Annotated in this window: 26 protein-coding genes; 7 read left to right on the top strand and 19 right to left on the bottom strand. The window is 55.3% G+C overall.

Translation table 11 applies throughout. From position 1 onward, the window contains the following. Positions 1 to 33: 33 nt before the first annotated feature. A complete protein-coding gene (gene livK / locus V6944_RS05190; protein ID WP_333498157.1) occupies positions 34 to 1,143 on the bottom strand; it encodes a high-affinity branched-chain amino acid ABC transporter substrate-binding protein LivK in 1,110 nt (369 codons plus the stop codon). A 444-nt stretch (positions 1,144 to 1,587) separates the two neighbouring features. Between livK and panM the strand changes: the two genes are divergently transcribed. Beyond that, complete coding sequence (gene panM, locus V6944_RS05185) at positions 1,588 to 1,971, top strand: aspartate 1-decarboxylase autocleavage activator PanM (protein ID WP_333498156.1); 384 nt, start codon at positions 1,588 to 1,590, stop codon at positions 1,969 to 1,971. A gap of 89 nt (positions 1,972 to 2,060) precedes the next feature. Here panM and livJ read toward each other — a convergent pair whose 3' ends face one another. The 6 genes from livJ to ftsY form a co-directional block, all read right to left on the bottom strand. After that, positions 2,061 to 3,164: a branched chain amino acid ABC transporter substrate-binding protein LivJ gene (gene livJ, locus V6944_RS05180; RefSeq protein WP_115073690.1), complete on the bottom strand. Its 1,104-nt coding sequence runs from the start codon at positions 3,162 to 3,164 to the stop codon at positions 2,061 to 2,063. Between the two features lie 303 nt (positions 3,165 to 3,467). Further along, on the bottom strand, positions 3,468 to 4,733 hold the full coding sequence (locus V6944_RS05175) for a 4-aminobutyrate--2-oxoglutarate transaminase (RefSeq protein ID WP_333498155.1): 1,266 nt from the start codon (positions 4,731 to 4,733) through the stop codon (positions 3,468 to 3,470). Between the two features lie 176 nt (positions 4,734 to 4,909). Then, positions 4,910 to 5,764: an RNA polymerase sigma factor RpoH gene (gene rpoH, locus V6944_RS05170; RefSeq protein WP_333498154.1), complete on the bottom strand. Its 855-nt coding sequence runs from the start codon at positions 5,762 to 5,764 to the stop codon at positions 4,910 to 4,912. Positions 5,765 to 6,021: 257 nt separating this feature from the next. After that, positions 6,022 to 7,080, bottom strand: a complete 1,059-nt coding sequence (ftsX, locus tag V6944_RS05165; RefSeq protein WP_333498153.1) for a permease-like cell division protein FtsX — start codon at positions 7,078 to 7,080, stop codon at positions 6,022 to 6,024. After that, positions 7,073 to 7,741 carry a cell division ATP-binding protein FtsE gene (gene ftsE / locus V6944_RS05160; protein WP_220440220.1) on the bottom strand — a complete coding sequence of 223 codons (669 nt, stop codon included), beginning with the start codon at positions 7,739 to 7,741 and terminating at the stop codon, positions 7,073 to 7,075. The genes ftsX and ftsE overlap by 8 nt, the downstream gene beginning before the upstream one ends. Before the next feature lie 2 nt (positions 7,742 to 7,743). Further along, entirely contained in the window at positions 7,744 to 9,342 is a 1,599-nt protein-coding gene (gene ftsY / locus V6944_RS05155) for a signal recognition particle-docking protein FtsY (protein ID WP_333498152.1), read from the bottom strand. 178 nt (positions 9,343 to 9,520) lie between these two features. Between ftsY and rsmD the strand changes: the two genes are divergently transcribed. Both rsmD and V6944_RS05145 read left to right on the top strand, forming a co-directional pair. After that, on the top strand, positions 9,521 to 10,117 hold the full coding sequence (gene rsmD / locus V6944_RS05150) for a 16S rRNA (guanine(966)-N(2))-methyltransferase (RefSeq protein ID WP_333498151.1): 597 nt from the start codon (positions 9,521 to 9,523) through the stop codon (positions 10,115 to 10,117). Continuing rightward, positions 10,107 to 10,385, top strand: a complete 279-nt coding sequence (locus tag V6944_RS05145) for a DUF1145 family protein (protein ID WP_035894809.1) — start codon at positions 10,107 to 10,109, stop codon at positions 10,383 to 10,385. Before rsmD ends, V6944_RS05145 begins: the two co-directional genes overlap by 11 nt. A gap of 55 nt (positions 10,386 to 10,440) precedes the next feature. On the opposite strand, the gene V6944_RS05140 is transcribed toward V6944_RS05145, so the two are convergent. The 4 genes from V6944_RS05140 to V6944_RS05125 all read right to left on the bottom strand — a co-directional run bounded on the left by V6944_RS05140 (position 10,441) and on the right by V6944_RS05125 (position 13,486). Next, positions 10,441 to 11,007 carry a hypothetical protein gene (locus V6944_RS05140; RefSeq protein WP_333498150.1) on the bottom strand — a complete coding sequence of 189 codons (567 nt, stop codon included), beginning with the start codon at positions 11,005 to 11,007 and terminating at the stop codon, positions 10,441 to 10,443. Between the two features lie 470 nt (positions 11,008 to 11,477). Continuing rightward, positions 11,478 to 12,359: a hypothetical protein gene (locus V6944_RS05135; RefSeq protein WP_333498149.1), complete on the bottom strand. Its 882-nt coding sequence runs from the start codon at positions 12,357 to 12,359 to the stop codon at positions 11,478 to 11,480. 10 nt (positions 12,360 to 12,369) lie between these two features. After that, positions 12,370 to 12,849: an Hcp family type VI secretion system effector gene (locus V6944_RS05130; protein ID WP_333498148.1), complete on the bottom strand. Its 480-nt coding sequence runs from the start codon at positions 12,847 to 12,849 to the stop codon at positions 12,370 to 12,372. A gap of 280 nt (positions 12,850 to 13,129) precedes the next feature. After that, positions 13,130 to 13,486 (bottom strand): DUF2500 domain-containing protein, encoded by a 357-nt coding sequence (locus V6944_RS05125; RefSeq protein ID WP_333498147.1) that lies wholly within the window; start codon positions 13,484 to 13,486, stop codon positions 13,130 to 13,132. A 140-nt stretch (positions 13,487 to 13,626) separates the two neighbouring features. Between V6944_RS05125 and V6944_RS05120 the strand changes: the two genes are divergently transcribed. Continuing rightward, entirely contained in the window at positions 13,627 to 14,253 is a 627-nt protein-coding gene (locus V6944_RS05120) for a lysoplasmalogenase (RefSeq protein ID WP_333498146.1), read from the top strand. A gap of 78 nt (positions 14,254 to 14,331) precedes the next feature. Then, complete coding sequence (zntA, locus tag V6944_RS05115) at positions 14,332 to 16,542, top strand: Zn(II)/Cd(II)/Pb(II) translocating P-type ATPase ZntA (protein ID WP_333498145.1); 2,211 nt, start codon at positions 14,332 to 14,334, stop codon at positions 16,540 to 16,542. Between the two features lie 159 nt (positions 16,543 to 16,701). On the opposite strand, the gene tusA is transcribed toward zntA, so the two are convergent. After that, a complete protein-coding gene (gene tusA / locus V6944_RS05110) occupies positions 16,702 to 16,947 on the bottom strand; it encodes a sulfurtransferase TusA (protein WP_185667370.1) in 246 nt (81 codons plus the stop codon). A gap of 183 nt (positions 16,948 to 17,130) precedes the next feature. Between tusA and V6944_RS05105 the strand changes: the two genes are divergently transcribed. Together V6944_RS05105 and V6944_RS05100 are read left to right on the top strand one after the other, a co-directional pair. Beyond that, positions 17,131 to 17,796, top strand: a complete 666-nt coding sequence (locus tag V6944_RS05105; protein ID WP_185667371.1) for a 7-cyano-7-deazaguanine/7-aminomethyl-7-deazaguanine transporter — start codon at positions 17,131 to 17,133, stop codon at positions 17,794 to 17,796. A 72-nt stretch (positions 17,797 to 17,868) separates the two neighbouring features. Beyond that, positions 17,869 to 18,426: a DcrB family lipoprotein gene (locus tag V6944_RS05100; RefSeq protein ID WP_333498144.1), complete on the top strand. Its 558-nt coding sequence runs from the start codon at positions 17,869 to 17,871 to the stop codon at positions 18,424 to 18,426. Between the two features lie 33 nt (positions 18,427 to 18,459). Here V6944_RS05100 and V6944_RS05095 read toward each other — a convergent pair whose 3' ends face one another. From V6944_RS05095 to arnC, 7 genes are all read right to left on the bottom strand, one after another. Next, complete coding sequence (locus tag V6944_RS05095) at positions 18,460 to 19,650, bottom strand: MFS transporter (RefSeq protein ID WP_333498143.1); 1,191 nt, start codon at positions 19,648 to 19,650, stop codon at positions 18,460 to 18,462. Positions 19,651 to 19,773: 123 nt separating this feature from the next. After that, positions 19,774 to 20,163 (bottom strand): 4-amino-4-deoxy-L-arabinose-phosphoundecaprenol flippase subunit ArnF, encoded by a 390-nt coding sequence (gene arnF / locus V6944_RS05090; RefSeq protein WP_333498142.1) that lies wholly within the window; start codon positions 20,161 to 20,163, stop codon positions 19,774 to 19,776. Continuing rightward, on the bottom strand, positions 20,163 to 20,501 hold the full coding sequence (arnE, locus tag V6944_RS05085; protein ID WP_333498141.1) for a 4-amino-4-deoxy-L-arabinose-phosphoundecaprenol flippase subunit ArnE: 339 nt from the start codon (positions 20,499 to 20,501) through the stop codon (positions 20,163 to 20,165). The genes arnF and arnE overlap by 1 nt, the downstream gene beginning before the upstream one ends. Beyond that, positions 20,498 to 22,153, bottom strand: coding sequence for a lipid IV(A) 4-amino-4-deoxy-L-arabinosyltransferase (gene arnT, locus V6944_RS05080; protein WP_333498140.1), 1,656 nt, complete (start codon positions 22,151 to 22,153; stop codon positions 20,498 to 20,500). The genes arnE and arnT overlap by 4 nt, the downstream gene beginning before the upstream one ends. Then, the gene (gene arnD / locus V6944_RS05075; protein WP_333498139.1) at positions 22,150 to 23,052 is read right to left on the bottom strand and encodes a 4-deoxy-4-formamido-L-arabinose-phosphoundecaprenol deformylase; all 903 of its coding nucleotides are present in this window, start codon (positions 23,050 to 23,052) and stop codon (positions 22,150 to 22,152) included. Before arnD ends, arnT begins: the two co-directional genes overlap by 4 nt. Continuing rightward, positions 23,049 to 25,034 (bottom strand): bifunctional UDP-4-amino-4-deoxy-L-arabinose formyltransferase/UDP-glucuronic acid oxidase ArnA, encoded by a 1,986-nt coding sequence (gene arnA / locus V6944_RS05070; protein ID WP_333498138.1) that lies wholly within the window; start codon positions 25,032 to 25,034, stop codon positions 23,049 to 23,051. Before arnA ends, arnD begins: the two co-directional genes overlap by 4 nt. Further along, a complete protein-coding gene (gene arnC, locus V6944_RS05065) occupies positions 25,034 to 26,014 on the bottom strand; it encodes an undecaprenyl-phosphate 4-deoxy-4-formamido-L-arabinose transferase (RefSeq protein WP_220440208.1) in 981 nt (326 codons plus the stop codon). Before arnC ends, arnA begins: the two co-directional genes overlap by 1 nt.

Raw genomic sequence — 26,014 nt, 5'->3', positions numbered from 1 at the left:
TGCGGGTCTACGCCCGCCAGGGGGGAATGAAGGTTACTTCACCGCGGTGGATGAGCCGTCGGTATGCCACTGGAAGACCCCAAATTCAAATCCTTTCAGATCGCCTTTGTCGTCCCAGCTCAGCGGCCCAATCACGGTTTTCGCACCGTTTGCTTTTAAGTCTTTGATCAGCGCCTGAGGATCATCGCTACCGGTACGTTCCATGGCGGTCGCCAGAGACTGCACGGCAGCGTAGGTGATCCACACGTACGGACCGGTTGGATCTTTCTTCTGCGCTTTCAGGGCATCGACGATAGCGCTGTTTGCTGGATCCTGGTCATAGCGTTTTGGCATGGTCACCAGCATGCCTTCCGCCGCGTTACCCGCGATGTTAGACAGCGACGCGTTGCCCACACCTTCTGGACCCATAAACTGCGTTTTCAGGCCAACCGCGCGCGCCTGGCGCAGCATCTGCCCCATTTCCGGGTAGTAGCCACCGTAGTAAACGAAGTCGATGTTCTCTTTTTGCAGACGGGCAATCAGCGCGGAGAAATCTTTTTCACCGGCAGTAATGCCGTCGAAGAAGACGATATTGGCTTTGCCCGCCTTCAGACCTTCCTGCACGGAACGCGCAAGGCCTTCACCGTACTGCTGTTTGTCATGAATGATGGCGATGCGCTGCGGTTTCACTTTATTCAGGATGTAGTTCGCGGCGGTTGGGCCCTGAGAGGAGTCCAGGCCAGCGGTACGCATGATGTAATGGTAGCCACGCTGGGTCAGCTCTGGGTTAGTCGCACCCGGGGAGATCATCAGAATGCCTTCGTCTTCATAGATGTCAGACGCGGGCTGCGTGGAGGAGGAGCAGAGGTGGCCAATCACGTATTTGATGCCGTCGTTAACGATTTTGTTCGCGACCGCCACCGCTTGTTTCGGATCACAGGCATCGTCGTACTCAACGCCGACCAGCTTGTCACCCTTAATGCCGCCTTTGGCATTGATGTCTTTAATGGCCTGGCGCGCGCCGTTGAACTCCATGTCGCCCCACTGGGCAACCGGGCCGGACATCGCACCGACAACCGCTACCTTAATATCGTCTGCCATCGCCGCGTGAGACATAGCCAGCGCGATCATCCCTGCGATTACTGTTTTTGTATTCCTTTTCATACTTCGGGATCCCCATTCGTGATGTCGTATTTACACGTCGTGGCGTGCATATATTTTGTTGTGTGGTGGTTAAAAAGCATTCTGTACTTTTAATATACAACGCTACTTTTGCCATTATCTTTAATGAGTTAGCGCAGCTTTTTGGCTAAAAACAGACTAAATTCTCTATTTTTCAGTCTATTAAGAAAAGATAATATTCTGATTTTAGCTATAGATAAACAAAAAAAAGCCCGAATGACAGCATAAAATAACGACATATTAAGCCGAATAAAACGCTGGTTTTCAGGTTAAAGTTCTGACTATTTTTCGATCCATGATGTTTCAAACTGTCTGCATGGATATCGAAAAATTAATCCCCTACGGAACAAGCCAAAAAAGAGAAAGCGTCCGGCAGAATAAATTGAGTACACTGACCACCATTTTCGAGATTTGAGCAAACTGCCCATGAAGCTGACCATCATTCGTTTAGACACCTTTTCCGATCAGGACCGCATCTGCCTCGGTAAGATCTGGCCCGCTCAGCCCCCCGACGAACAGTACCTTGATGAGAGCCACCGCCTGTACGCCGCCCGTTTTAACGAACGCCTGCTAGCAGCGGTGAAAGTGACGCTCAACGGTAGCCAGGGGACGCTTAACGGTCTGTGCGTACGTGAAGTCACCCGCCGTCGCGGCGTGGGGCAATATCTGGTCGAAGAGGTGATGCGCGATAACCCGCAGGTCAGCCGCTGGACGCTGAGCAAAGCCGGCGCGGAAGAGAGCCTGGAAACGGCCGCGTTTGCCAAAGCGCTGGGCTTTACGGTGCATGCTGAGGGCTGGGTTCGAGGGTAGTGCCGATCCCGGCGTCGGCTAACGCCTCGGCTGGGCTACAGTATGGTAGCCCAGCCGAGCGTAGCGACGCCGGAGAAGCGCCGTACGAATTACTTCGCGTCGGTCGCCGTACCGTTAGCGTGCCAGTTAAAGATGCCGAACTCGAAGCCTTTCAGGTCGCCTTTCTCATCCCACGACAGCGGACCCATGACGGTATCCACGGTATTGGCTTTCAGGTATTTCGCGATCTCAGCCGGGTCGTCAGAGTGGTTCAGACCCGCCTGCAGAGACTGCAGTGCAGCATAGGTGGTCCATACGAACGCACCGCTTGGATCCTGTTTCTTCGCTTTGATCGCGTCTACAATTGGCTTGTTCGCCGGAACCTGATCGTAGTTCTTAGGCTTAGTCACCAGCAGACCTTCTGCAGAATCGCCCGCAATGTTAGACAGTGAAACGTTCGCCACGCCTTCCGGACCCATGAATTGGGTTTTCAGGCCAGCAGCACGCGCCTGACGCAGGATCTGCCCCATTTCCGGGTGATAACCGCCGAAGTAGACAAAGTCGATGTTCTCTTTCTTCAGACGCGCCACCAGGGTGGAGAAGTCTTTCTCACCGGCAGTGATACCGTCGAAGAAGACCACGTTCGCGCCGCCTTTCTTCAGGCCATCCTGCACTGCACGCGCCAGACCTTCACCGTACTGCTGCTTATCGTGAACGACCGCGATGCGCTGTGGTTTCACTTTCTCGAGGATATATTTCGCCGCGGTTGGGCCCTGATCGGAGTCCAGACCGGTGGTACGCAGAATCAGCTTATAGCCACGCGCGGTCAGCTCAGGCGCCGTCGCCGCTGGGGTGATCATCAAAATACCTTCATCTTCATAGATATCAGACGCAGGCTGCGTTGAGGAGGAGCAGAGGTGACCGATAACGTATTTGATCCCGTCATTCACCACTTTGTTCGCTACCGCAACCGCTTGTTTCGGGTCACAGGCGTCATCGTATTTTACGATTTCCAGCTTATTGCCCTTGATGCCGCCCTTGGCGTTAATGTCGGCAACCGCCTGAGTTGCACCGCTGAACTCCTGGTCACCGTACTGCGCAACCGGGCCGGACATCGCGCCAACAACAGCAACTTTAATATTTTCTGCTAATGCCATATTGCTGAATGCCAGCGCAATACATCCTGCCAGTAACGCTTTACCCTTCATTTTCATCCTGAGGTTCCCCATTGTTATGGTTGTTGCATTTGTTGTGATGTTGTTATTTAGCACATTATTCTTATATCACCTGCGTGGTAAGTATAAGATATTAATATTAAGGGAGGCTGACCGTGCTTTTTCAGCATACTCTGCTAAAACATACCCCATTTTTGTGGAATTGAAACGTTAAATTTGACGGATTTGTAACGCAAAAATGACAAAAAAAAGCCATTCATCGGAGTGGCTTGGGCGTTGGGTGCCTTCCCGGCGGCGCTTCGCTTGGCCGGGCTACAGTAATCGTCGCCGGGAAGGGCTCGTCTATTCAGATATCGCCCGACGAATCACCTCCAGCGCCTGCTGGAACTGCTTCTCAGGGATGGTAAGCGGGTACAAGAAGCGAATCACGTTGCCATACACGCCGCAGCTCAGCAGCAGCACACCTTCCGCCAGCGCGCGCTCCTGTACCCGTTTAGTCAACTCCGGCGACGGCTCTCCGGTTTGCGGGTTCACAAACTCTACGGCCACCATCGACCCCACGCCGCGCACGTCGGCAATTGCCGGACAGCTTTCGCGTAATTGGTTGAGCACCTCAATCAGATGCTGGCCCAGATGGTTAGCGCGAGTGCAGAGCGCCTCTTCCTCAATGACATTCAGCACCGCATGCGCGGCAGCAATCGCCAGCGGGTTCCCCGCATAGGTACCGCCGAGGCCGCCGGGTGCCGGGGCATCCATCACCTCGGCGCGTCCCACGACGCCCGAGAGCGGGAAACCGCCCGCCAGGCTTTTCGCCATGGTGATAAGGTCAGGCTTCACGCTGTAGTGCTCCATGGCAAACAGCTTGCCGGTACGGGCAAAGCCGGTCTGCACTTCATCGGCAATCAGCAAAATACCGTGGGTATCGCAAAGCTGGCGCAACGCCTGCATAAACTCAGCAGGGGCAACATTAAAGCCACCCTCGCCCTGCACCGGCTCGATAATAATCGCCGCCACCTGATCCGGGGCGATATCGGCTTTGAAAATATGGGTCAGGCTTTTGAGTGCCATCTCGGTGGTCACACCGTGCGCGGCATTTGGATAGAGGCCGTGAAATACCGAGCCGGGGAACGGGCCGAAGCCGATTTTGTACGGCGCGACTTTGCCGGTCAGCGCCATGGTCATAAAGGTACGGCCGTGGAAGCCGCCACCGAAGGTAATCAGTCCCGGACGTTTGGTATAAGCACGGGCTATTTTCACCGCGTTCTCCACCGCTTCCGCGCCGGTGCTAAAGAACGCTGTTTTAGCGTTTCCGGCAATCGGTGCAGCAGCATTAATACGTTCTGCTAATGACACATAGCTTTCATAGGGGACTATCTGATAGGCGGTGTGGGTAAAAGCCTGCAGCTGGTTTTCAACGGCGGCAATGACCTGAGGATGGCGATGCCCGGTATTCAGCACCGCAATGCCGGCGGCAAAGTCGATATATTCGTTACCTTCAATATCCCACAACGTGGCGTTCTCGGCGCGCTCCGCGTAGAAGCCGCACATTACGCCCACACCGCGCGGCGTGGCCTGTAAACGCCGATGATTCAGTGACTCGTTACTCACGGTAAACCCCCTGCCGTTGAAATGACGAAAAGTCTATTCAGTCTTTGCCATCGCCTGCATTAACGCCAGCGGCAAACGTGAAATAAGCAGAGGAAAGCGTGATGACGGGGAGCAGAAAAACAAAACCCCCGGATGGGCATCCAGGGGTTATCGGGGTCACGCGTTAACTGACGTTATCAGGCTTCGATAGCCGCGCGCAGTTTTTTCATCGCGTTCTTTTCAAGCTGACGTACACGCTCGGCGGATACGCCGTAACGGTCGGCCAGTTCCTGCAGCGTAGACTTGTTGTCTTCGTCCAGCCAGCGGGCGCGAATGATGTCCTGGCTACGTTCGTCCAGGCCCTGCATGGCGTCGGTCAGCTTATTCGCTGCCTGCTCTTCCCAATTATCATCTTCGATGCCGTCGGCAAAGTTGGACGATTTATCCTGCAGATAGAGCACTGGAGCAACCGAGTGGCTTTCAGACTCATCGTCTGAGGACATATCAAACGCCATGTCCTGCGCCGCCATACGGGATTCCATCTCGCGAACGTCTTTGCTGGAAACGCCCAGCTCGCGGGCAACCATTTCCACTTCATCCTGATTAAACCAGCCCAGACGCTGCTTGGTTTTACGCAGGTTGAAGAACAGCTTACGCTGCGCTTTGGTGGTCGCGACTTTCACGATACGCCAGTTACGCAGTACGTATTCGTGAATTTCCGCTTTGATCCAATGCACGGCAAAGGAAACCAGACGCACACCCACTTCTGGGTTAAAACGACGTACGGCTTTCATCAGGCCGATATTGCCTTCCTGAATCAAGTCCGCCTGCGGCAGGCCATAGCCCGAGTAATTACGAGCAATATGAACAACAAAGCGCAGGTGAGACAGGATCAGCGTTTTAGCTGCTTCCAGATCGCCCTGGTAATGCAGCCGTTCAGCAAGCGCCTTTTCTTCATCAGCCGTCAACATCGGCCATGTGTTCGCAGCCCGGATATAAGATTCCAGGTTACCGACAGGGGCTAACGCTAAATTTTGCATTTCTTTGGTCATTCAAATCCTCTCAATTCACTTCATACTGGCGGCGGCTTGTCCCCGAAGGCAACAAACATGCCAGGCTCTATGAGCAACGAGAATATCATCCGCTCTTTTATCAGACAGTGAGTTTATCCACAAGTTCAATGCAACCGTGTGAACAAATTACGCACAAAATGTGACACGCGATAGGCCGCGAGGGCAGAAAGATGGGGTTTAAAACGCATCCCCTGCGGACGGAAGTCGTCGCAGGGGAAGAGTATAACAGAACTTTTTTAATCGGGAGTAAAGTGGCGTAAATGTTGTACCGTGGCAAGCCAGGCTGCTACCCAACCGATCATCGAGCTAACCAGCAGCAACAGCAGACACTCGTCAAACGACAGGCCGTTCAGCTCAAACTGGGTACCGAATACGCGCGCCACTTCGGTGACCGCCGACGACAGTCGCATCACCAGAATTTCCGACAGAATCAGCGATAGGAACGCGCCGGAGAAGCCCAACAGCGCACCGCCGTACAGGAACGGACGCAGGATAAACCCGTCGGTTGCCCCAATCAGCTTCTGCACGTTGATGGTATCACGACGCGCAAAGATACTCAGACGCACGCTGTTACCGATGACAAGGAACACCGCCGCCACCATCAGCACACCGATCATCGCCGACACGCGACCTACCAGCCCGGTAATGGAAGCCAGACGTGCAAACCAGCTGTCATCCATGCGCACTTCGTTGACGCCCTGAATCTGCGCCACGCGGTCACGCAGCGTGTTCAGCGCGTCGGTGGTCTGGAAGTCGATTTTCGGGATAACGACCGCCACCGCAGGCAGCGGGTTCTCTTCCAGCATATCCAGCGCGCCGCCAAAGCCCGACCAGTTGCGGAATTCGCCCAATGCTTCGTCGCGGGAGAGGTAATTCACCTTGTCCACGCCCTGCTCAGCCTGCAGTTGACCCACCACTTTCGCCGCCGCATCGTCATCCAGCGTTTTCTCCAGATAGACGGTGATCTGTGGAGAGGGGTAGTACTGCGAAGCCGCCGTGTTGACGTTTTTGTAGACCATATAGCAGACGCTTGGCAGCGTCAGGGAGATGGCGATAACCATCACCGTCAGGAAGGTCGCCAGCGGTTTGCTTTTCAGATCCTGCAGCGCGCCCTGCCAGGCATAGCGTACCTGCTCGTTGAAAACATTGGTTTTACGCGAGTTCGGTTTTGGCGCGGGTTTGCCGCGCTTCGGCGCATTGCGCCCGCCGTCACCTGATGAGGAGACCGATTTACGCAAGCGGTCGAGTCGCCCGCCGAACTGGCGAATTTGGTTGATTGCGTCGCGCTTATTCACCGGTGTGGCCTCCATGCATGTGGCCGTCGCTCAGCGTCAGCATGCGGTAAGAACGGCTGGAGATAAGCCCAATGTCGTGCGTCGCCATCAGCACCGTTACCCCAACGCGGTTAAACTCTTCGAACAGTCGCAAAATGCCTTCCGACAACGCGTTATCCAGGTTGCCCGTCGGTTCATCCGCCAGCAGTACCGCAGGCTTGTTCACCACCGCACGGGCAATGCCCACGCGCTGTTGTTCACCGCCGGAGAGCTGAATCGGGAAGTTTCTCGCTTTATCAAGCAGCCCGACTTTGTCCAGCGCCGCCGAGACGCGACGACGAATATCGTCCGCGCTGGCGCCCGCGATGATCAGCGGGATCGCCACGTTATCAAATACGGTTCTGTCCATCAGCAGATGGTGATCCTGGAAAATCATGCCGATCTGGCGACGTAAAAACGGCACCTCACGGTTCTTCAGGCGGCTAATGTCGTGCCCGCCGAAGTAAATTTTCCCCGCGCTCGGCCGCTCAATCCCACAGATAAGCTTCAGCAGGGTACTTTTACCCGCGCCGGAGTGGCCGGTCAGGAATGCCATCTCGCCTGGCTGCATGTGGAATGTCACTCCCTGCAGCGCTTGTCTCCCGCCGAGATAGGCTTTGCTGACGTGTTCAAAGCGAATCATGATTAATCCTCTCGGGCAAAAAGTGCCTCAATAAAATCGCCCGCTTTAAACGGACGTAAGTCCTCAATACGTTCACCGACGCCGATATAGCGAATCGGAATGCCGAACTGATCCGCCACGGAGAATATCACCCCGCCCTTGGCGGTACCGTCGAGTTTAGTCAACGTGATGCCGGTCAGGCCAACGGCCTCGTGGAACAGTTTGGCCTGGCTGATGGCGTTCTGCCCGGTGCTGGCGTCGATGGTCAGCATGACTTCATGCGGCGCGTCGACGTCGAGCTTTTTCATCACGCGAACAATTTTCTTCAGCTCTTCCATCAGGTGCGATTTATTCTGCAAGCGCCCTGCGGTATCAGCAATCAGTACATCAACGTTACGCGCTTTCGCCGCCTGAATGGCATCGAAAATGACCGAAGCGGAATCCGCACCGGTGTGCTGTGCGATAACCGGAATATTGTTGCGCTGGCCCCAGACCTGCAGCTGCTCAACCGCCGCCGCGCGGAAGGTATCACCCGCCGCCAGCATCACCGTTTTGCCCTGCTGCTCGAACTGACGCGCCAGCTTGCCGATGGTGGTGGTTTTACCCACGCCGTTCACGCCGACCATCAAAATAACGAATGGCGTTTTGCCTTCAATATTAAGCGGTTCATCTACTTTTGCGAGGATTTCACCCATTTCATCTTTCAACAGACCGTACAGCGCTTCGGCATCGCGCAGCTGTTTACGGCTGGCGGTTTCGGTCAGGCTATTGATGATCTTACGGGTGGTTTCGACGCCGACGTCGGCAATCAGCAGCTGCTCTTCCAGCTCTTCAAACAGATCGTCGTCGATTTTCTTGCCGCGGAATAGACTGATAAATCCGGAACCGAGGTTTTCTTTGGTTTTTAACAGGCTGCGTTTCAGGCGCGCGAAGAAACCTTCTTTGGTTGGTTTTTCCTGCTCCTGCTGTGCGTCATCCGCCGGTGCTTCAACGGCCGCTTCTTCTTCCACCGCGTCGTTTTCCGACTCGACGGCAAGCGCCTGCGCTTCCAACTCTTCGTCGGTCAGCTCGTCAATGGCTTCTGGTTCACTCTCTTCAACCGCTTCTGGCAGTACTTCAGCCACTGGCTCAACGACTTCAACCACTTCCGGCTGCACTTCAGCAACCGGCTCAACGACTTCAACCACTTCAGGCTGCACTTCGGCAACCGGCTCAACGGTTTCGACCACTTCTGGCTGTACTTCAACAACCGGCTCAACGGCTTCAACCACTTCTGGCTGTGCTTCAGCAACCGGCTCAACGGCTTCAACCACTTCTGGCTGAATGTCTTCAACCGCTACGGTTTCCGCGATTTCGCGTTCAACAACCTGTTCGGTGACTTCCACCACCTCTTCGGCGAACGCTTCGCTTTCCGCGAGGGTGTGTGGTTCAGCGGTTTCTTCAGCAGACGCCTGCGCTTCTTCGACGTACGGCGTCTCTTCAACTGCCGTTTCAGGCTCAACAGTCGGCGTTTCAGCTACCGGCTGCTCTTCAATTTTTTCTTCTGATTCAACGACCTGATCCTGTTCTTTCTGCCCAAAGCCCAGCCAGGAAAAAAAGCCACGTTTTTTTTCTTTTGCCATTTGCAACCACACTCCCCGCTGTTTTTGATGGCGCCACTTCGCCATAATCGACGCGAAGGCTAAAATAATGATGAAATTAGTCGGTTAGTCTACCACTTAACTTCCCTGGCTTCACCGCTTTCACCCGGCAGGGCAGAAAGCTAGAATAGCAGGCCGAAAGAGCGACCAGAGCAAGCAAATGAAAAAACCAACTTCCGGCGGTATGGGCCAGATCCGCATTATTGGCGGGCAGTGGCGCGGCCGTAAACTCCCCGTACCTGATAGCCCAGGTCTCAGGCCCACCACCGATCGCGTACGTGAGACCCTCTTCAACTGGCTGGCCCCCTCAATGGTGGATGCCCGCTGCCTGGACTGCTTCGCCGGAAGCGGTGCGTTAGGGCTGGAAGCACTCTCCCGCTATGCCGCCAGCGCCACGCTGCTGGAGATGGAGCGTTCGGTGGCCCAACAGCTGCAAAAGAACCTCGCCACGCTGAACGCCGCGCAGGGCAAAGTGGTGAATACGAACACCCTCGCCTTCCTCGCTCAGAGCGGCACGCCGCATGATATTATTTTTGTCGATCCGCCATTCCGTAAAGGATTACTGGAAGAGACGTTAAACTTACTGGAAACCAACGGTTGGCTGGCCAATAACGCGCTGATCTACGTCGAAAGCGAAGTCGAAAACGGTCTGCCTCCGGTGCCGGTCAGTTGGGATCTGCATCGGGAAAAAATTGCCGGTCAGGTTGCCTATCGTCTCTATCATCGTGAAGTGCAGGGAGAAAGTGATGCTGATTAATCTTGGACGCGCGCTGATGCTGTGCGTATGGGCGTTTCTGGTGCTGAACCTGGTTCACCCGTTCCCCCGCCCGCTGAATATCTTCGTTAACGTCGCGCTGATCTTTATGGTGCTGATGCACGGCATGCAAATGGCGCTGCTGCAGTCGACAATGCCGAAAGATGGCCCGCAGATGAGCCGCGGCGAGAAAGTCCGTATCTTCCTGTTCGGCGTGTTTGAACTGCTGGTGTGGCAGAAGAAAATTGGCGCGAGCTTGAAGAAGAAGTAGCAATAGAACTGCCCGATGCGATTTTACTCATCGGGCTTCAAATATGGCGATGCTGTTATTGATGTGGCTGGATGGCATCAAGTTTATCGTTAAGTTCTTTAATTTCTTTGACACCCTTATCCTTGCTATCCCAGATAATTTTCACCTGCTCGCAAACTGATTCATTTTTTGTGTACATAATACCTGAAAATGGACCTCCACCCTGGCAATACACATAGCCAGTGCTGAACAGGTTAAATGGAATGATAATAGAGATGACAACACCAAGAACAGTGACAACCACACCATAACCCAGTGCAATATTCATCCCTCTATGGAGTATTTTGTTAGGCTTCAATGTCCTTGAAAAAAAGGCAGACATAAAAAGAAAAACAAAATAAACCGCAGTTGGCACACAAAGCACTAAAGGCACGGCAGGCCAGAAAAGATAGATAATACTCCTGGAATTTACGACACTCATAATCTCAACGATACAACTACTATAGATAGAATAGGTCACATACGAGATAATTGCTGAGCCAGCCAATATTATGCATCTATTTTTTATATGAGTATAAAAATCCAAATCACTAACTCCTTCGCAATATCGATCTGGAAAAAGTGATGGAATCCAGCCTATCATTAAGCTTGTTAATTCCCTTAACTCCTCCGTTATCCCAGGCAGTTTTCATCTGCTCGCAAATAGATTCATTTTTAGTGTAATAAATGCCTGAAAATGGCCCACCACTGTAGCAGTAGACATGGCCAGAACTAAGTAGATAAAATGGGGTGATGATTGAGGTAACAGTACCTAACACAAGGGCTACTCCTCCATAACCCAGTGCAATATTCATCCCTCGATGGAGTATCTTGTTGGGTGCCAGATTCCTTGAAAAAAAAGCAGACATAAAAAGAAAAACAAAATAGACCGCAGTCGGCACAAAAAGCACTAATGATAGGGATTGGAAGTAAAAATATATAATACTACGCAAGTTTACGACATTCATAACTTCAACGATACAACTACTATAGGTAGAATAAGTTACATAAGAGATAATTGCTGACCCCGTTAGTATTACACCTCTGTTTTTTATATGTGTATAAACATCCATTTTAATAATCACCACGCAATAAAGACTGGGAAAATATCGATGAGTTTTTCTGATTCCATTCATTAATACCCTGCTGTTTTTCTATCCCATCACGAATACATTCAATCAACTTTTTGGATAATTCATTATTATAATCATAATCATTCAATTCATAAGCAATAGCAAAACCAAGAACAACAACAAAAAAAATCTCCCCCCATATAGGCACAACCAAACTTGCTGAAAATGCCGTTGCCAGTGATGCCACTCCCCCAACAACCACCTTAGTAACAAAAACCGTCACAATCACCTTGGCTATATCCATGGTAATGTTTCCCAGAAAGGCCGCGACATCGTGGTCAGATCTAAAAATTAACTCGACAAGCCGCCAGCAGGCTGAAAACCAGATGCAAAACCGTGCTCCTGAAACTATGCCAGCTTGAACACCTGCTTTACCAATCCCTAACTCCAGAAGCTTGGGGTGATTGGCGCGATAGCGGGTCCCATTAAGAATTCGCCGCAAGGAAGGATAGCCGGTAATTTTCACATACATTTTCCCACCATACGAGTATTGAACGGCCTTAATCCCCAACCCCGTAAGCGTAAAAACAATCTTCCCGGCATCTTTATATGAAATCAGTTTCACAATATTTGCCGCACCGCCTGCGGCATCCTTAATATTTCCTGCATAGGTGGTAGCCGACGACATGGCGTTGCTTTTTAGCAGATCGTCAATAACATCCTGTGCTTCCTCCAGAGACAGCAGCATAACGTGTTGTGCATCTTTATCTAGCCGCTGCTTAAGCGCCCGGATATCGTCCTCAAAGCGCCTGGCAAGCTGCCAGTTGTTTCCTCTAAGCAGGTCCTTTGAGTTTTGATCAATCCAATCGATATAACCAACCATATACATTCCCTTAAAAGATACGTTCTTCCCACAAGCTATATGCGCTGGTTCCCGCTATATGATGATCCCAACTGATTGACTCATAAGACAGCTCAATTGATTCCTCGGGTTGCCCGGCGCTATCATCAATAGTATGTGGGACGTGAAGATGAATGCTGGATATTCTGGCTTTCGTTAATTTTATCGTGTAATAAAGCTCGTTAAAGCCCATCCGGTTCGTTCGGTAAAAGGTAAATTCGCAGGTGAGCTCTTCATTATCATTGATAGCTTTACCCAGCAATGGCGAAGCTTTATCCACTGGTTTCACCATCGTCAATGACTGATGACTCACATTCTGCTCACGGTTCATCCCATGTGAAATTGCCATGACCATAATCTGATCGCAGTGCGCCAACTGGGCTTTATTTCCAATTGAATCAACGGTAGAGCAGCCCGCCGAAATCAATCCCTGAGATTGACCATTTAGCGTTAACCACATTGTATTTGCCATATAATTTCCTTATGCATAGATACGAGTAATAACTGCCCGTAATAAAACTGGCGTATTATTCATATCAAAAAATAAAGATATCTATAGCGCAAAAAAGAAATAGTGACTAACTTTATATTTTTAACTGCAACAAAAAATAAATTAAAAATATTACCCAGGATATATGCATACGAAAGAATTAATATTTAACACCTATATATCTGGGGAACAGTATTATGAGTACCAGTATATAAAATATTATCGCCCTCTGACACAACCGCATCAATGGGCGATATAGCCCCTATTCAGCCTTAAAGTCAACAAAGCGCGAACCTTTGTAGCTCAGCGTTCCCTTATCCCCCACCGTCAGCTGATGATACTGCTCGGCCTCAACGCGGAAACTCACCTCTAGCCCGCCCAGCTCCGGCTTAAAACTGACGTCATAACGCATGTCACTACCGGCTGGTGCCACCGTCTGCTGACGCGAACGGCGATCGTTCAGCACCTTTTCGCGCTTGTTCGTCACCACCACCCGCTTTTGCATCAGCGGGGCGGCATCGTTATCCATTTTTTCCCGGCGCTGCTGGACGAAGCGGAACGACGCGGCCACGACGATAATGGCAACAACGACGATGAAAAAAAGCGGCATCTTGCTCATTTCAGGTTCTCTTAAGAATTTACGCAAATCATAGTAAACGGCGCAGTCTGCCATTGTCATCTGGCGGCTACGGCTACTACACTGGACATTCAAGACTGGCAGTACAGTACCCATTAAGATAACAGATACAGGGACTTATTATGCTTTGGTCGTTTATCGCAGTATTCTTCTCAGGCTGGCTCTACGTGGATGCCGCCTACCGTGGGCCCGCCTGGCAGCGCTGGGCATTCAAACCTATCACCTTAATTTTACTCCTGTTTCTCGCCTGGCAGGCGCCGATGTTTAACGCCATCAGCTATCTGGTGCTGGCGGGCTTGTGCGCTTCGTTGGTCGGCGATGCCCTCACGCTGTTGCCACGTCAGCGTATGCTGTATGCCGTCGGCGCGTTTTTCCTATCGCATCTGCTGTACACCATCTGGTTTGCCGGACAGCTGACCTTCACCTTCTTCTGGCCGCTACCGGTGGTGCTGCTGGTGATTGGCGTGCTCTGGTTGGCGGTTATCTGGACGCGGCTTGAAGAGATGCGTCTACCGGTGCTGGCCTTTATCGCCATGACGCTGATGATGGTCTGGGTCGCGGGCGAGCTGTGGTTTATGCGTCCAACGGACACCGCGCTCTCCGGTTTCTTCGGTGCCGGTTTACTGCTGCTGGGTAACATTATCTGGCTGGTGAGCAAATATCGCTGCCGTTTCCGCGCGGATACGGCGATTTACGCCGCCTGCTACTTTGCTGGGCACTTCTTTATCGTTCGCGCGCTTTACCTGTAATTTCCCGCTTGACTCTGGAGTCGACTCCAGAGTGTATGCTGCGCTTAATGAAGCAACGATCATTAATCGGAGGATACGATGTCGACTCCAGAGACACGTAACAATAAAGCCCCCCAATTCTCATCTTTTAAGCTCGCGCCTGCGCCACAACCGCAGGACGACTGCTGCTGCGAAAGCCAATGCGCAACGGCTGAACCCGCGGTAGAACCGACGCTGGACGCCCGCTATAGCTGGGTCGTCAACGGCATGGACTGCGCCGCCTGCGCCCGTAAAGTCGAAACGGCGGTAAGCCAGGTCGCTGGCGTGAAGCAGGTTAAAGTGCTGTTCGCCACCGAAAAGCTGCTGGTTGATGCCGATGACGACATCCGCACCCAGGTGGAGAAAGCGGTGAGCGCCGCAGGCTATTCGCTGCGTAGCGACAGCGAACCGAAGGCAGAGGAAAACACCTCGCGCTGGCGGGAGAACCTGCCGCTTATCGCGCTCGCCGTGATGATGGCGATTAGCTGGGGGCTGGAGCAGTTCAACCATCCACTCGGCAACCTGGCCTTTATCGCCACCACGCTGGTCGGCCTTTACCCTATCGCCCGCCAGGCGCTGCGCCTGATGAAAAGCGGCAGCTGGTTCGCCATTGAAACACTGATGAGCGTCGCGGCCATCGGCGCACTGTTTATCGGCGCAACGGCGGAAGCGGCAATGGTGCTGCTGCTGTTCTTAATCGGTGAAAGATTGGAAGGCTGGGCCGCAAACCGCGCGCGTCAGGGCGTGAGCGCGCTGATGGCGCTGAAGCCTGACACCGCCGTGCGTGTACGTGACGGCCAGCGTGAAACCGTGGCGCAGAAGGATCTCCAGCCGGGTGACGTGATTGAAGTCGCCGCCGGTGGGCGCTTGCCTGCCGACGGGAAGCTCATCACCCCGTTCGCCAGCTTTGATGAAAGCGCGTTAACCGGCGAGTCCATTCCGGTGGAACGCAGCGCGGGCGAGAGCGTCCCAGCAGGGGCTACCAGCGCCGACCGCCTGGTACAGCTGAGTGTTATTTCGAAGCCTGGCGACAGCGCCATCGACCGTATCCTGCGCCTGATTGAAGAAGCCGAGGAACGTCGCGCACCTATCGAGCGCTTTATCGACCGTTTCAGCCGCATCTATACCCCGGCGATTATGGCCGTCGCGCTGCTGGTGACGCTGGTGCCACCGCTGCTGTTTGCCGCCTCGTGGGAGGAGTGGATCTATAAAGGGCTGACGCTGCTGCTGATTGGCTGCCCGTGCGCGCTGGTTATCTCGACTCCGGCAGCGATTACCTCAGGCCTTGCCACCGCTGCGCGTCACGGCGCGCTGATTAAAGGCGGTGCGGCGCTGGAGCAGTTGGGCCGCATCACCCAGATGGCCTTTGATAAAACCGGCACCCTGACGCTCGGCAAACCGCAGGTGACCACGATTATCCCAACCGCCGAACTGAGCGAAGACAACCTGCTGACGCTGGCCGCTGCGGTGGAACAGGGTTCTACCCACCCGCTGGCGCAGGCCGTGGTGCGCGAGGCGCTGCAGCGTGAACTGACCATTCCACAGGCCATTGAGCAGCGTACGCTCGTCGGTTCTGGTATTGAGGCCAGCGTCGATGGGCAGCGCATCGTTATCTGCGCCGCAGGCAAGTTCCCGACGCCGGATCATCAGGATGAGATCCAACAATTGGAAAGCCAGGGCAACACCGTGGTGCTCATTACCCGTGACGATACCCTGCTGGGGATTGTAGCGCTGCGAGACACCGTGCGTCAGGAGGCGCGTCAGGCGGTCGATGGCCTGCGTGAATTAGGCATTCAGGGCATCATTCTGACCGGGGACAATCCGCGCGCTGCTGCCGCCATTGCCGATGAGTTAGGTATGGCCTACCGCGCCAACCTGCTGCCTGCCGATAAGGTCAGTGAAGTCACGGCGCTGAACGCTCAGGGGCCGCTGGCGATGGTGGGCGACGGGATTAACGACGCTCCGGCGATGAAGGCTGCGGCGATGGGCATCGCGATGGGCAGCGGCACCGACGTGGCGCTGGAAACCGCCGATGCGGCGCTGACGCATAACCGTCTGACCGGGCTGGTGCAGATGATTCGCCTGGCTCGTGCTACCCACGCTAACGTTCGGCAAAACATCGCCATAGCGCTGGGGCTGAAGGGGATTTTCCTTATCACCACGCTGCTCGGCATGACCGGGTTGTGGCTGGCGGTGCTGGCGGATACCGGTGCGACGGTACTGGTGACGCTGAATGCGCTGCGGTTACTTCGCGGGAAGTTTAGCGCGTAATAGGGTCGGTTCGGTGCCCTTTCCCGGCGGCGCTTCGCTTGGCCGGGCTACGGGTCTAAATCGGTAGCCCGGGCGAGGCGTTTACGCCGACCCCGGGTTGGCTCGATGCCATTCCCGGCGGCGCTTCGCTTGGCCGGGCTACGGGATTATTGGTGCCGATTAATGGCGCTTACGCAGCAAATACTGGTACGGCACTGACTCGGTCTGCTGAGCAATCAGCTCATGTTCCATAAAGCGGCAAAAGCCGGGGATATCGCGCGTGGTGGCGGGATCGTCGGCAATAATCAGCAGCGTTTCCCCCACCGGCATCGTCCGCACGGTTTTACGCACCATCATTACCGGTTCCGGGCAGCGCAGCCCTTGCGCGTCTAAGGTGTGGTCGGGGCTGGAAAACAAATCGGTCATGAGCATCTCGTCGTCAGAAAAAACGCGCTTAGTTTACGCTGACCCTGCCTCAACGCAACCAGGTTAACGATTGCGCGAAAAACAACCATTGCAATGAAACGGGAAAGCAGTATCATTCCGCCCCTGCAATGAGTTTGCAGACTTTATTGGGTTCCCTCACCCCAACCACTAAAAAGGTACAATATGACGCCCTTTACCTCCTTACAGCGCCGACATGCGCTGGTTTGGCTATCGCTATTTCACCTGCTGGTGATCACCTCCAGTAACTATCTGGTGCAGCTGCCGGTCTCTATCTTCGGCTTCCACACCACCTGGGGCGCGTTTAGCTTTCCGTTTATCTTCCTTGCGACTGACCTGACCGTGCGAATCTTTGGCGCACCGCTGGCTCGCCGTATCGTTTTCGCGGTGATGGCCCCGGCGCTGCTGATCTCCTACGTGATTTCATCGCTGTTCTATATGGGCGAATGGCAGGGCTTCGGCGCGCTGGCGCACTTTAACCTGTTCGTGGCCCGTATCGCTGCCGCCAGCTTTATGGCCTATGCCCTGGGGCAGATCCTTGACGTGCACGTGTTTAACCGCCTGCGTCAAAGCCGCCACTGGTGGCTTGCACCGACGGCCTCCACGCTGTTCGGTAACATCAGCGATACCCTGGCGTTCTTCTTTATCGCTTTCTGGCGCAGCACCGACCCGTTTATGGCGACGCACTGGGTAGAAATCGCCCTCGTGGACTACTGCTTTAAAGTGCTGATCAGCATTGTTTTCTTCCTGCCGATGTACGGCGTACTGCTGAATATGCTATTGAAAAGGCTGGCAGATAAATCTGATTTGTCAGCAATGCAGCCTGGTTAAGGGTTCATTACACGGGTTGTGATAAGATATGCAGATAAGCCGTTATGGCTATTTATCGAAAGGAAGATGTCAATGCGCAAATTGGTGAAATATGCTGGTATTGGCCTGCTGGTAATGGGCCTTGCGGCCTGTGACAACAGCGACACCAGCACCCCTGCACAAGGTTCTGCTGCCGCGAGCGATGCCGCAGGTCAGGCAATCAATCTGTTAGACGGTAAGCTGAACTTTACGCTGCCGGCCGGGATGACCGACCAGAGCGGTAAGCTGGGCACCCAGAGCAACAACATGCACGTCTACTCTGACGCCACCGGCATGAAAGCGGTCATCGTCATCGTTGGCGACGACACCACCGAAGATTTAGCGGTGCTGGCAAAACGTCTTGAAGATCAGCAGCGCAGCCGCGACCCGCAGTTGCAGGTGGTGACCAATAAATCTATCGAGATGAAAGGCCACACGCTGCAGCAGCTCGACAGCATCATCTCTGCTAAAGGGCAAACCGCGTACTCTTCCGTCGTACTGGGTAAAATCGATGGCAAACTGCTGACCATGCAGATCACGCTGCCAGCGGACAACCAGCAGCAGGCGCAGTCTGACGCTGAGAAAATCATCAATACCCTGGTCATCAACTAAGTTTTGCTGACCAATAAACGGCCTCTCGCGAGCTTACGCCAGAGGCCGTTTTTTTAGCCGCCATCCCAGCAGCAATGCCACCGCCACCAGCCCCGCAGCGGCAATGTAAATCGTCGAAATGCCCATCCACGCCATCATCAGCCCGGCCAGCGGCCCGGTAATACCCAGCGATAAATCCATAAACACGGTATAGGTTGCCAGCGCAGAGCCTTGGTTCTGCTGTGGTACGGCTTTCACCGCCACCACGCCCAGCGCCGGGAACACCAGCGAGAATCCCGCCCCGGCGAAGAAGGTGCCGATTTTTGCCATCGTCGGCGTATCAGCCACGCCCACCAGCAGCAGGCCGACAATCTCCACCGAGAAGCAGCTCATCGCCACGTTCAGCCCGCCCAGGCGGTTAATGCCGTTCGGGAACAGCAGACGCGTCCCTACGAATGCGCAGCTAAAGAGCGTGAGCGCAAACGCCGCACCGTCCCAGCCTTTCGCGTCATAAAACAGGGTGATGAAGGTCGCGATCACCCCAAAGCCCGCAGAAGCGAGTGCCAGCGCCATTCCGTAAGGCCAGACGCGCCCCAGCACCGCGCGAAAAGACATCGGCTTGCCCTTTTTCGCTTTGACTTCCGCACGCGGCAGCGCGCACAGAATGGCGACGGCGGCTACCGCCATAATCGCTAATGCCAGCCCCTGTAGACCAACGTAGCGGTAGCACACCACGCCAAGCGGTGCGCCCATCGCCATCGCGCCATAGGTAACAATCCCGTTCCATGAGATGACCCGGCCAATATGCGGCGAACCCACGACGCCCACGCCCCAGAGCGTCGAGCCAGTACCGGCAAAGCTTTGGCCGATACCGAGAATCACGCGTCCCAGACACAACAGCACCAGACTGAGCAGCGGCCAGCCGCTGCCCGTTGCTGCCAGCAGGTAGCTCAACCCGCTGAGAAAGCAGCCGCACAGCCCCATCACCACGATCCGTTTTGGCCCCAGCAGGTCGGCATAGCGCCCGGCATGCGGGCGGCTTATCAGCGTGGCGAAATATTGTAGGCTGATAACCAGCCCCGCCCAGAATGCGCTGAATCCCATGACGTCGTGGACATAGCCGGGCAGCACCGCCAGCGGCAGGCCAATGGTGAGGTAGCTTGCGAAGTTGAAGATAACGATGGAGACAATACGCAGGTTGAGGCGCAGACCGCTAAGCGATTCCTCGGCGTCAGCTGCTGGCATAGATAATCCCTTATAGATGCAACAAAAAAAGCATTATTGCACATTTTGTAGCCTGGGCGAGGCGTTTACGCCAACCCCGGGGGAGGCACGGAGCTAACCCCGGCGGCGCTGCGCTTGGCCGGGCTACGGGGTAGGGGAAGGTTTGTTTGGCCAGAAGATGGTAATCACACCGGCGATAATCACCACCACGCCCAGCAGACCGCGCCAGGAGAAAGGTTCATGCCAGCCCGGCAACCAGATAGCGGCACACCACACCACCATGTAGCTCAGGCTCAATAAGGCGTAGGCTTTTGCCAGCGGTAGGCGCTTCAGCGCGAAGAACCAGCAGGCCATCGACGCGACGTAGCCCAACAGGCCGAGGAAAAGGGCTAGCGTACCGTCGCCGAAATGCAGCAGGTGCAGCAAGAACGCCAGCGGCTGCCCTGCGGATGGCAATGTGGTCATGGCTACCCGCAGCGTCAGTTGGGCGGCGCTCACCAACCCAACGCTCATTAATGCCCAGATAAGCCCCATCAGGCACTGCTCCCTAGCAACATAATGCCGACAATAATCAGCCCAACGCCCGCCCAGTGACGGCGGCCAACCGGCTCACGCCAGATAGTACGGGCCGCCAGCGTCACCCAGACAAAGTTCAGGCTTAGCATCGGGTAGGCCACGCTGACCGGGATTTGCTGCAACACCAGCAGCCACAGCAGCATCCCCAGCCCGAGCATCGCCAGCGCGAGCCCAAGCCAGGTCAGCAGATGACGCCCACGCTGCCCGACGGGTGCCGGGCGCGTGGCCTGTTTCTGACATAGCTGCCCGACGCAGCTCAATAAGCTGGCGAGCAGCAGGCAGGCCCAGGTGATCATTGCGGACGATACTGAATAAACGCGGTACGGCCCATCACATACACCTCATCCGGTTTTGGCAACGGTAGATCCACCACTCTGGTATTGCGCTGCAGTTGCAGTACCAGAGAGATTGGCCCCTCCTGACGATGCGCCTCCAGCCACTGCGGGAAATCTTCGCTGGAGATAAAGCGCCCTTTAGCATCCGGATAGGAAAGACCGTATTTCAGCTCGCCCGTCTGCGAATACATGATGACGTCGCTGCGGTTCAGTTCCCAGGCAAGCCCTGCGGCGATACCGACGTTGTTGCTCAGCACGTAGCGGCTTGGAGTCAGCGACTCGCTCACAATATCCACCAGGAACTGCGGCTGCTTACTGTCGGTCACGCGGTCAGGGATCGCAAAGCCCACCAGCAGCGCTAACCCCATCGGGCAAAGTGCCGCCAGCGTCCAGCGCGGCGTAGTAGACTTAATAGACAACCAGCCCATCAGCGCCCAGACAAAGAACGCCACCGCCGCCAGCACGCACTTATACAGCTCAATCTGCATCCACACCGGGTGCTTCATCGGCCCCCACGGCGACACGACAACCACTGCCACCAAACCCACCACGCCGAAGGCGATGTTGATAATGCCGTTAATCCGCAGCGCCTTCGCGCCCACTTTTGCCGCATCCACCGCATAGCGCGCCATCAGCATCGCCAGCGGCCCAAAGCACGGCAGAATATAGGTCGGCAGCTTGCCTTTTGCGATGCTGAAGAACAGGAACGGCATCACTATCCAGCCCAGCAGATAGAACGCGCTGCCCTGCCCTTGACGATCGCGCCAGCCGAGCTTCAGTGCGCCCGGCAGCAGCGCCAGCCACGGCAGGCTCCCGGCAATCAGGAACGGCAGATAGTACCAGAACGGTGCTTTATGCTGAGCGTCACTCTGCGCAAAACGCTGAATATGCTCAACCCAGAAGAAGTAGCGCCAGAAGTCACCTTCACGCTGCGCAATCGCCAGCCCCCAAGGCAGCACGGTCAGTACGCATACCAGTACCGCCAGCCAGCCCCAAATAAGGACTTCCCGCCAGCGCTTCTGGACGATAACCCACGGCAGCACACCGATAACCGGCACCGCTAGCGCCAGGAACCCTTTGGTCATCACCCCCATGCCGCAGGCGATACCGAGCAGCACGTAGCCCCAGAAGCGTTCACCGGTGGTTTTCGCCGACGCGGCCAGCCAGAAGCTGAACATCGCCAGCGTCATCCACAGGGTGATCATCGGGTCGAGTACCGCATAGGTACCGATACCGTAGACCAGGAACGCCGTCAGGAAGATAACGCCGGAGAACACCGCCACTTTCTTGTCGCGCCAGATACGCCAAGCAAGCCAGGCCACCAGCAGCGCAGACACGGTAACGGAGAACACCGAACCAAAGCGCACGCCAAAGTTGTTATGCCCAAACAGCCACTGCCCAATGCTGTTGATCCAGTAGCCCGCAATCGGCTTTTCAAAATAACGCAGGCCGAGGAAATGCGGCACAACCCAGTCGCCGGTAGCCAGCATTTCTCGGCTGATCTCGGCGTAGCGGGTTTCATCCGGCTGCCACAGCAACCGGAAGTTGAGGGGCAGAAGATAGTAAAGAACGAACAATGCAACTAACGAAATACCGTAGCGAAGGGATTTCATACATCGGGGCTCAAGAGTTGTTGGCAACCAAGCCAGCCTTCACGGCCAGCCAATTCTCCCCGTACCACCTTCCCAACCGGGAGCTGACGGAAGTCATCCGGAAGAAGCTGGCTCAGCGGGCAAAACAGGATCTCCTGTTGCGCCGCCAGGGTCAGCAGATAATCGAACTGTTCGGCGCACACACCGCCTTCAACTTCTGCATGAATGGTATAAACCGGCGTACCGGTATCTTTGCGGATCTGCTCCAGCAGCCAGCGGTTATAGCCTTCCGCGCTGACCACAGTGCCGACGGCTTCATCCCAGGTTGGCAGCGTCACGGGGATCTGCACGGTAGCCGTCTCCCCATTCCCGAGATCCGGAAGAAACGGCTGCGTGCCGCGACAGTCGCTGTTGTAGTGAAAATCAAACGACTCTTTGGCCTTCACCACGCGCTGATCCGCGCGCCAGCCCGCCACCGCAGAGCAGGAGACTGGACGACCGAGAATAGACTCCAGCTCACGCAAGCCGCGCCCAATCTCTTCCACCAGCTGCTGCTCTTTCCACACGCCGCTCCACTGCTGCCAGCGGTGATGATCCCAGGCGTGGAGCCCGACTTCATGCACCTGCGCAACGCTGCGGATAATCTCCGCGTTCGCCGCACCGATACGTCGTCCAGGCCAGGCCGTGCCGGCGAGGAGAATATCCCAGCCATACAGCGATGCCGCGCGCGAGCGCAGCATCTTCCACAAGAACTTCGGTTTTACCAGGCGCCACAAGTGGCGCCCCATGTTATCCGGCCCGACGCTGAAGAAAAAACTGGCCTGTATGCGGTGCTTTTTGAGCACCGCCATCAGCCGTGGTACGCCCTCGCGAGTGCCGCGAAAGGTGTCCACATCAACGCGCAAACCTACTTTTTTCATGATGATTTTTCATCCGTCAGTTCAACCGTGCGCAGGAAGAAGTCCAGCGTCTCTTCAACGGTCTGCTGCATTTCTACCGTTGGCTGCCAGTCAAGGCAACGTTTGGCGTTACGGATGCTCGGCTTACGGTGCTCCACGTCCTGATAGCCTTTGCCGTAGTAGTCGCTGCTTTCCACTTCGCGGAAGCCAGCAAATGGCGGGAAGCGATCGCGCAGCGGGTGACGTTCGAAGCAGTCGAGCAGCATTTCCGCCAGCTCTTTGATACTTGCTTCGTTGTCCGGGTTACCGATGTTGATGATCTGCCCATCGCAGCGGCCATCTTTGTTTTCGATGATGCGGAACAGCGCTTCGATACCGTCGCTGATGTCGGTGAAGCAGCGTTTCTGCTTGCCACCCTCGATCAGTTTGATCGGCGAGCCTTCAACCAGGTTGAGGATCAGCTGGGTGATGGCACGGGAGCTACCGATACGCGCGGCGTTCAGGTTATCCAGACGCGGGCCCATCCAGTTAAACGGACGGAACAGGGTAAATTTGAGGCCAGTTTTGTCGCCGTAGGCCCAAATCACGCGGTCCAGCAGCTGCTTGGAAACCGAGTAGATCCAACGCTGTTTGCTGATTGGCCCCACCACCAGGTTGGAGTTATCTTCATCGAAGTTGGCGTCGGTGCACATGCCGTACACTTCGGAAGTCGACGGGAAGATGATGCGCTTGTTGTACTTCACGCAGTCACGAATAATCTTCAGGTTCTCTTCGAAGTCTAACTCGAACACGCGCAGCGGGTTACGGGTGTATTCGATAGGGGTCGCAATCGCCACCAGCGGCAGCACCACGTCACATTTCTTAATGTGGTACTCGATCCACTCGGAGTGGATGCTGATGTCGCCTTCCACAAAGTGGAAGCGCGGGCAGTCGAGGAAGCGGCTGATGGCGTCAGAGCCAATATCCAGGCCGTAAATCTCGTAGTTGTCGTCCTCAAGCAGGCGCTCAGTCAGGTGGTTACCGATAAAGCCGTTCACGCCCAGAATCAGCACGCGAGTACGACGCTTCACCGCCACAAACGGACGGCTGGAGAGCAGCGCACCGGCCACCAGGCCCATTGCTGGCGCCAGCTGAGTGCCCTGCATGTAAACGCCGTTAGCGCTCTGACCGGTGACGATTTCCAGCGCGCCTTCACCGCAGGCAACCACCAGCGGCGCCACGGACAGCACGGTACCCGGCTTCGCGGCGGCCATATCGGTACGCACACGAGATTTCCAGACGATAAATTTGTTGGTGCCGACATAGCCAAACGCGCCCGGCCACGGATCGCTCACCGCGCGCACCAGGTTGTGCAGCTCCTGCGCCGGTTTTTCCCAGGTCAGACGACCGTCATCTGGGGTACGACGACCCACGTAGGTCGCCTGAGTATCGTCCTGCGCACGTTCCTGAGTCTGACCGCTGCGAATTTTTGGCAGCGCATCGCCCAGCAGAGTCTGCGAAGCCGCGCACAGCTTACGGTGCAGCGACAGCGCCACGTCAGAATCGGCGATGGCGACGGTCTGCTGCGCCACAATGTCGCCCGCATCAGCGCGGTGGGTCATGCGGTGCAGAGTGACGCCGGTCTCTTTCTCACCGTTCACCAGCACCCAGTTCAGCGGCGCGCGGCCACGGTATTTAGGCAGCAGGGAGCCGTGCAGGTTGAAGGCGCCTTTTGGTGCCAGATTGAGGATGTCGTCGCTCAGCAGGTTGCGATAGTAGAAGGAGAAAATCACTTCTGGTGCCATCGCACGAATACGGTCAACCCACAGCGGGTGGTTCACATCTTCCGGCGCATAGACGGTAATGCCTTGTTCGGCCGCCAGACGGGCGACGGAGCCAAAGAAGTTGTTTTCACCGGCGTTATCCGGGTGAGTGAAGATCGCCTCGATGTCGTATCCGGCATCCAGCAGTGCCTGAATACCGGTGCAACCCATGTCGTGATAGGCAAATACAACAGCTTTCATTAACGATTTTCCTCTTCAGATTCCAGATTTTCCTGGCGAACAACACGTTGAATAAAGTAACGAGGACGGGCGCGCACGTCGTTGTAGATGCGGCCGATATACTCCCCGAGTAGGCCCATGCCGATAAACTGGGCCCCGATAAACATGAACAGAATGGCGAACAGCATGAACACCCCGTCCCCCGCCCATTCCGGGCCCAGCGCCAGGCGCAGCACCACTAACAGAATGGAGAAGGCAAAGCCGAGCACGGCGATGACGCTGCCGACCACGCTCAGAAGACGCAGCGGCGTGGTGGTTAAACAGGTCACCAGGTCGTACATCAGGTTGATCAGGCGCATAAAGCTGTATTTCGAGTCGCCGAACTCACGCTCGGCGTGCATCACCGGGATCTCCACGGCGCGGCGAGCAAAGGTGTTCGCCAGAATCGGGATAAAGGTGCTGCGTTCGTGGCAATTGAGCATCGCGTCGATAATGTGGCGGCGATAGGCGCGCAGCATGCAGCCGTAGTCGCCCATCGCTTTACCGGTGGTCCGTTGGATCAGACGGTTAATCATCTTCGAGGCGGTTTTACGGAAGATGCTGTCCTGACGGTTCTGGCGCACGGTGCCAACCACGTCATAGCCTTCATCCGCTTTTTCGACCAGCCGCGGAATCTCTTCCGGCGGGTTTTGCAGGTCAGCATCAAGGGTGATGATCAGGTCGCCAGTGACGTGGCTGAAACCCGCCATAATCGCCGAGTGCTGGCCGTAGTTACGGTTCAGCAGTACCGCCACGATGTGGCTTTCAGGCGCTTCTGCCGCTTCAACCAGCATGCGCGCGGAGTCGTCGCTGCTACCGTCATCAACCAGCAGAATTTCATAGTCACGATTCAGGGTCGCGCAGGCCGCATCGGTACGGCGGAGAAGCTCCGGCAGGCTATCCTGCTCGTTGTAGACCGGTATCACGACGGAGACTTTCTTGACTAACGGGTACTCAAACAT

Source organism: Kluyvera sp. CHPC 1.2972 (genome assembly GCF_036759925.1).
Taxonomy (GTDB): Bacteria; Pseudomonadota; Gammaproteobacteria; order Enterobacterales; family Enterobacteriaceae; genus Kluyvera.
This window is presented reverse-complemented; position numbering and strand designations above follow the sequence as displayed.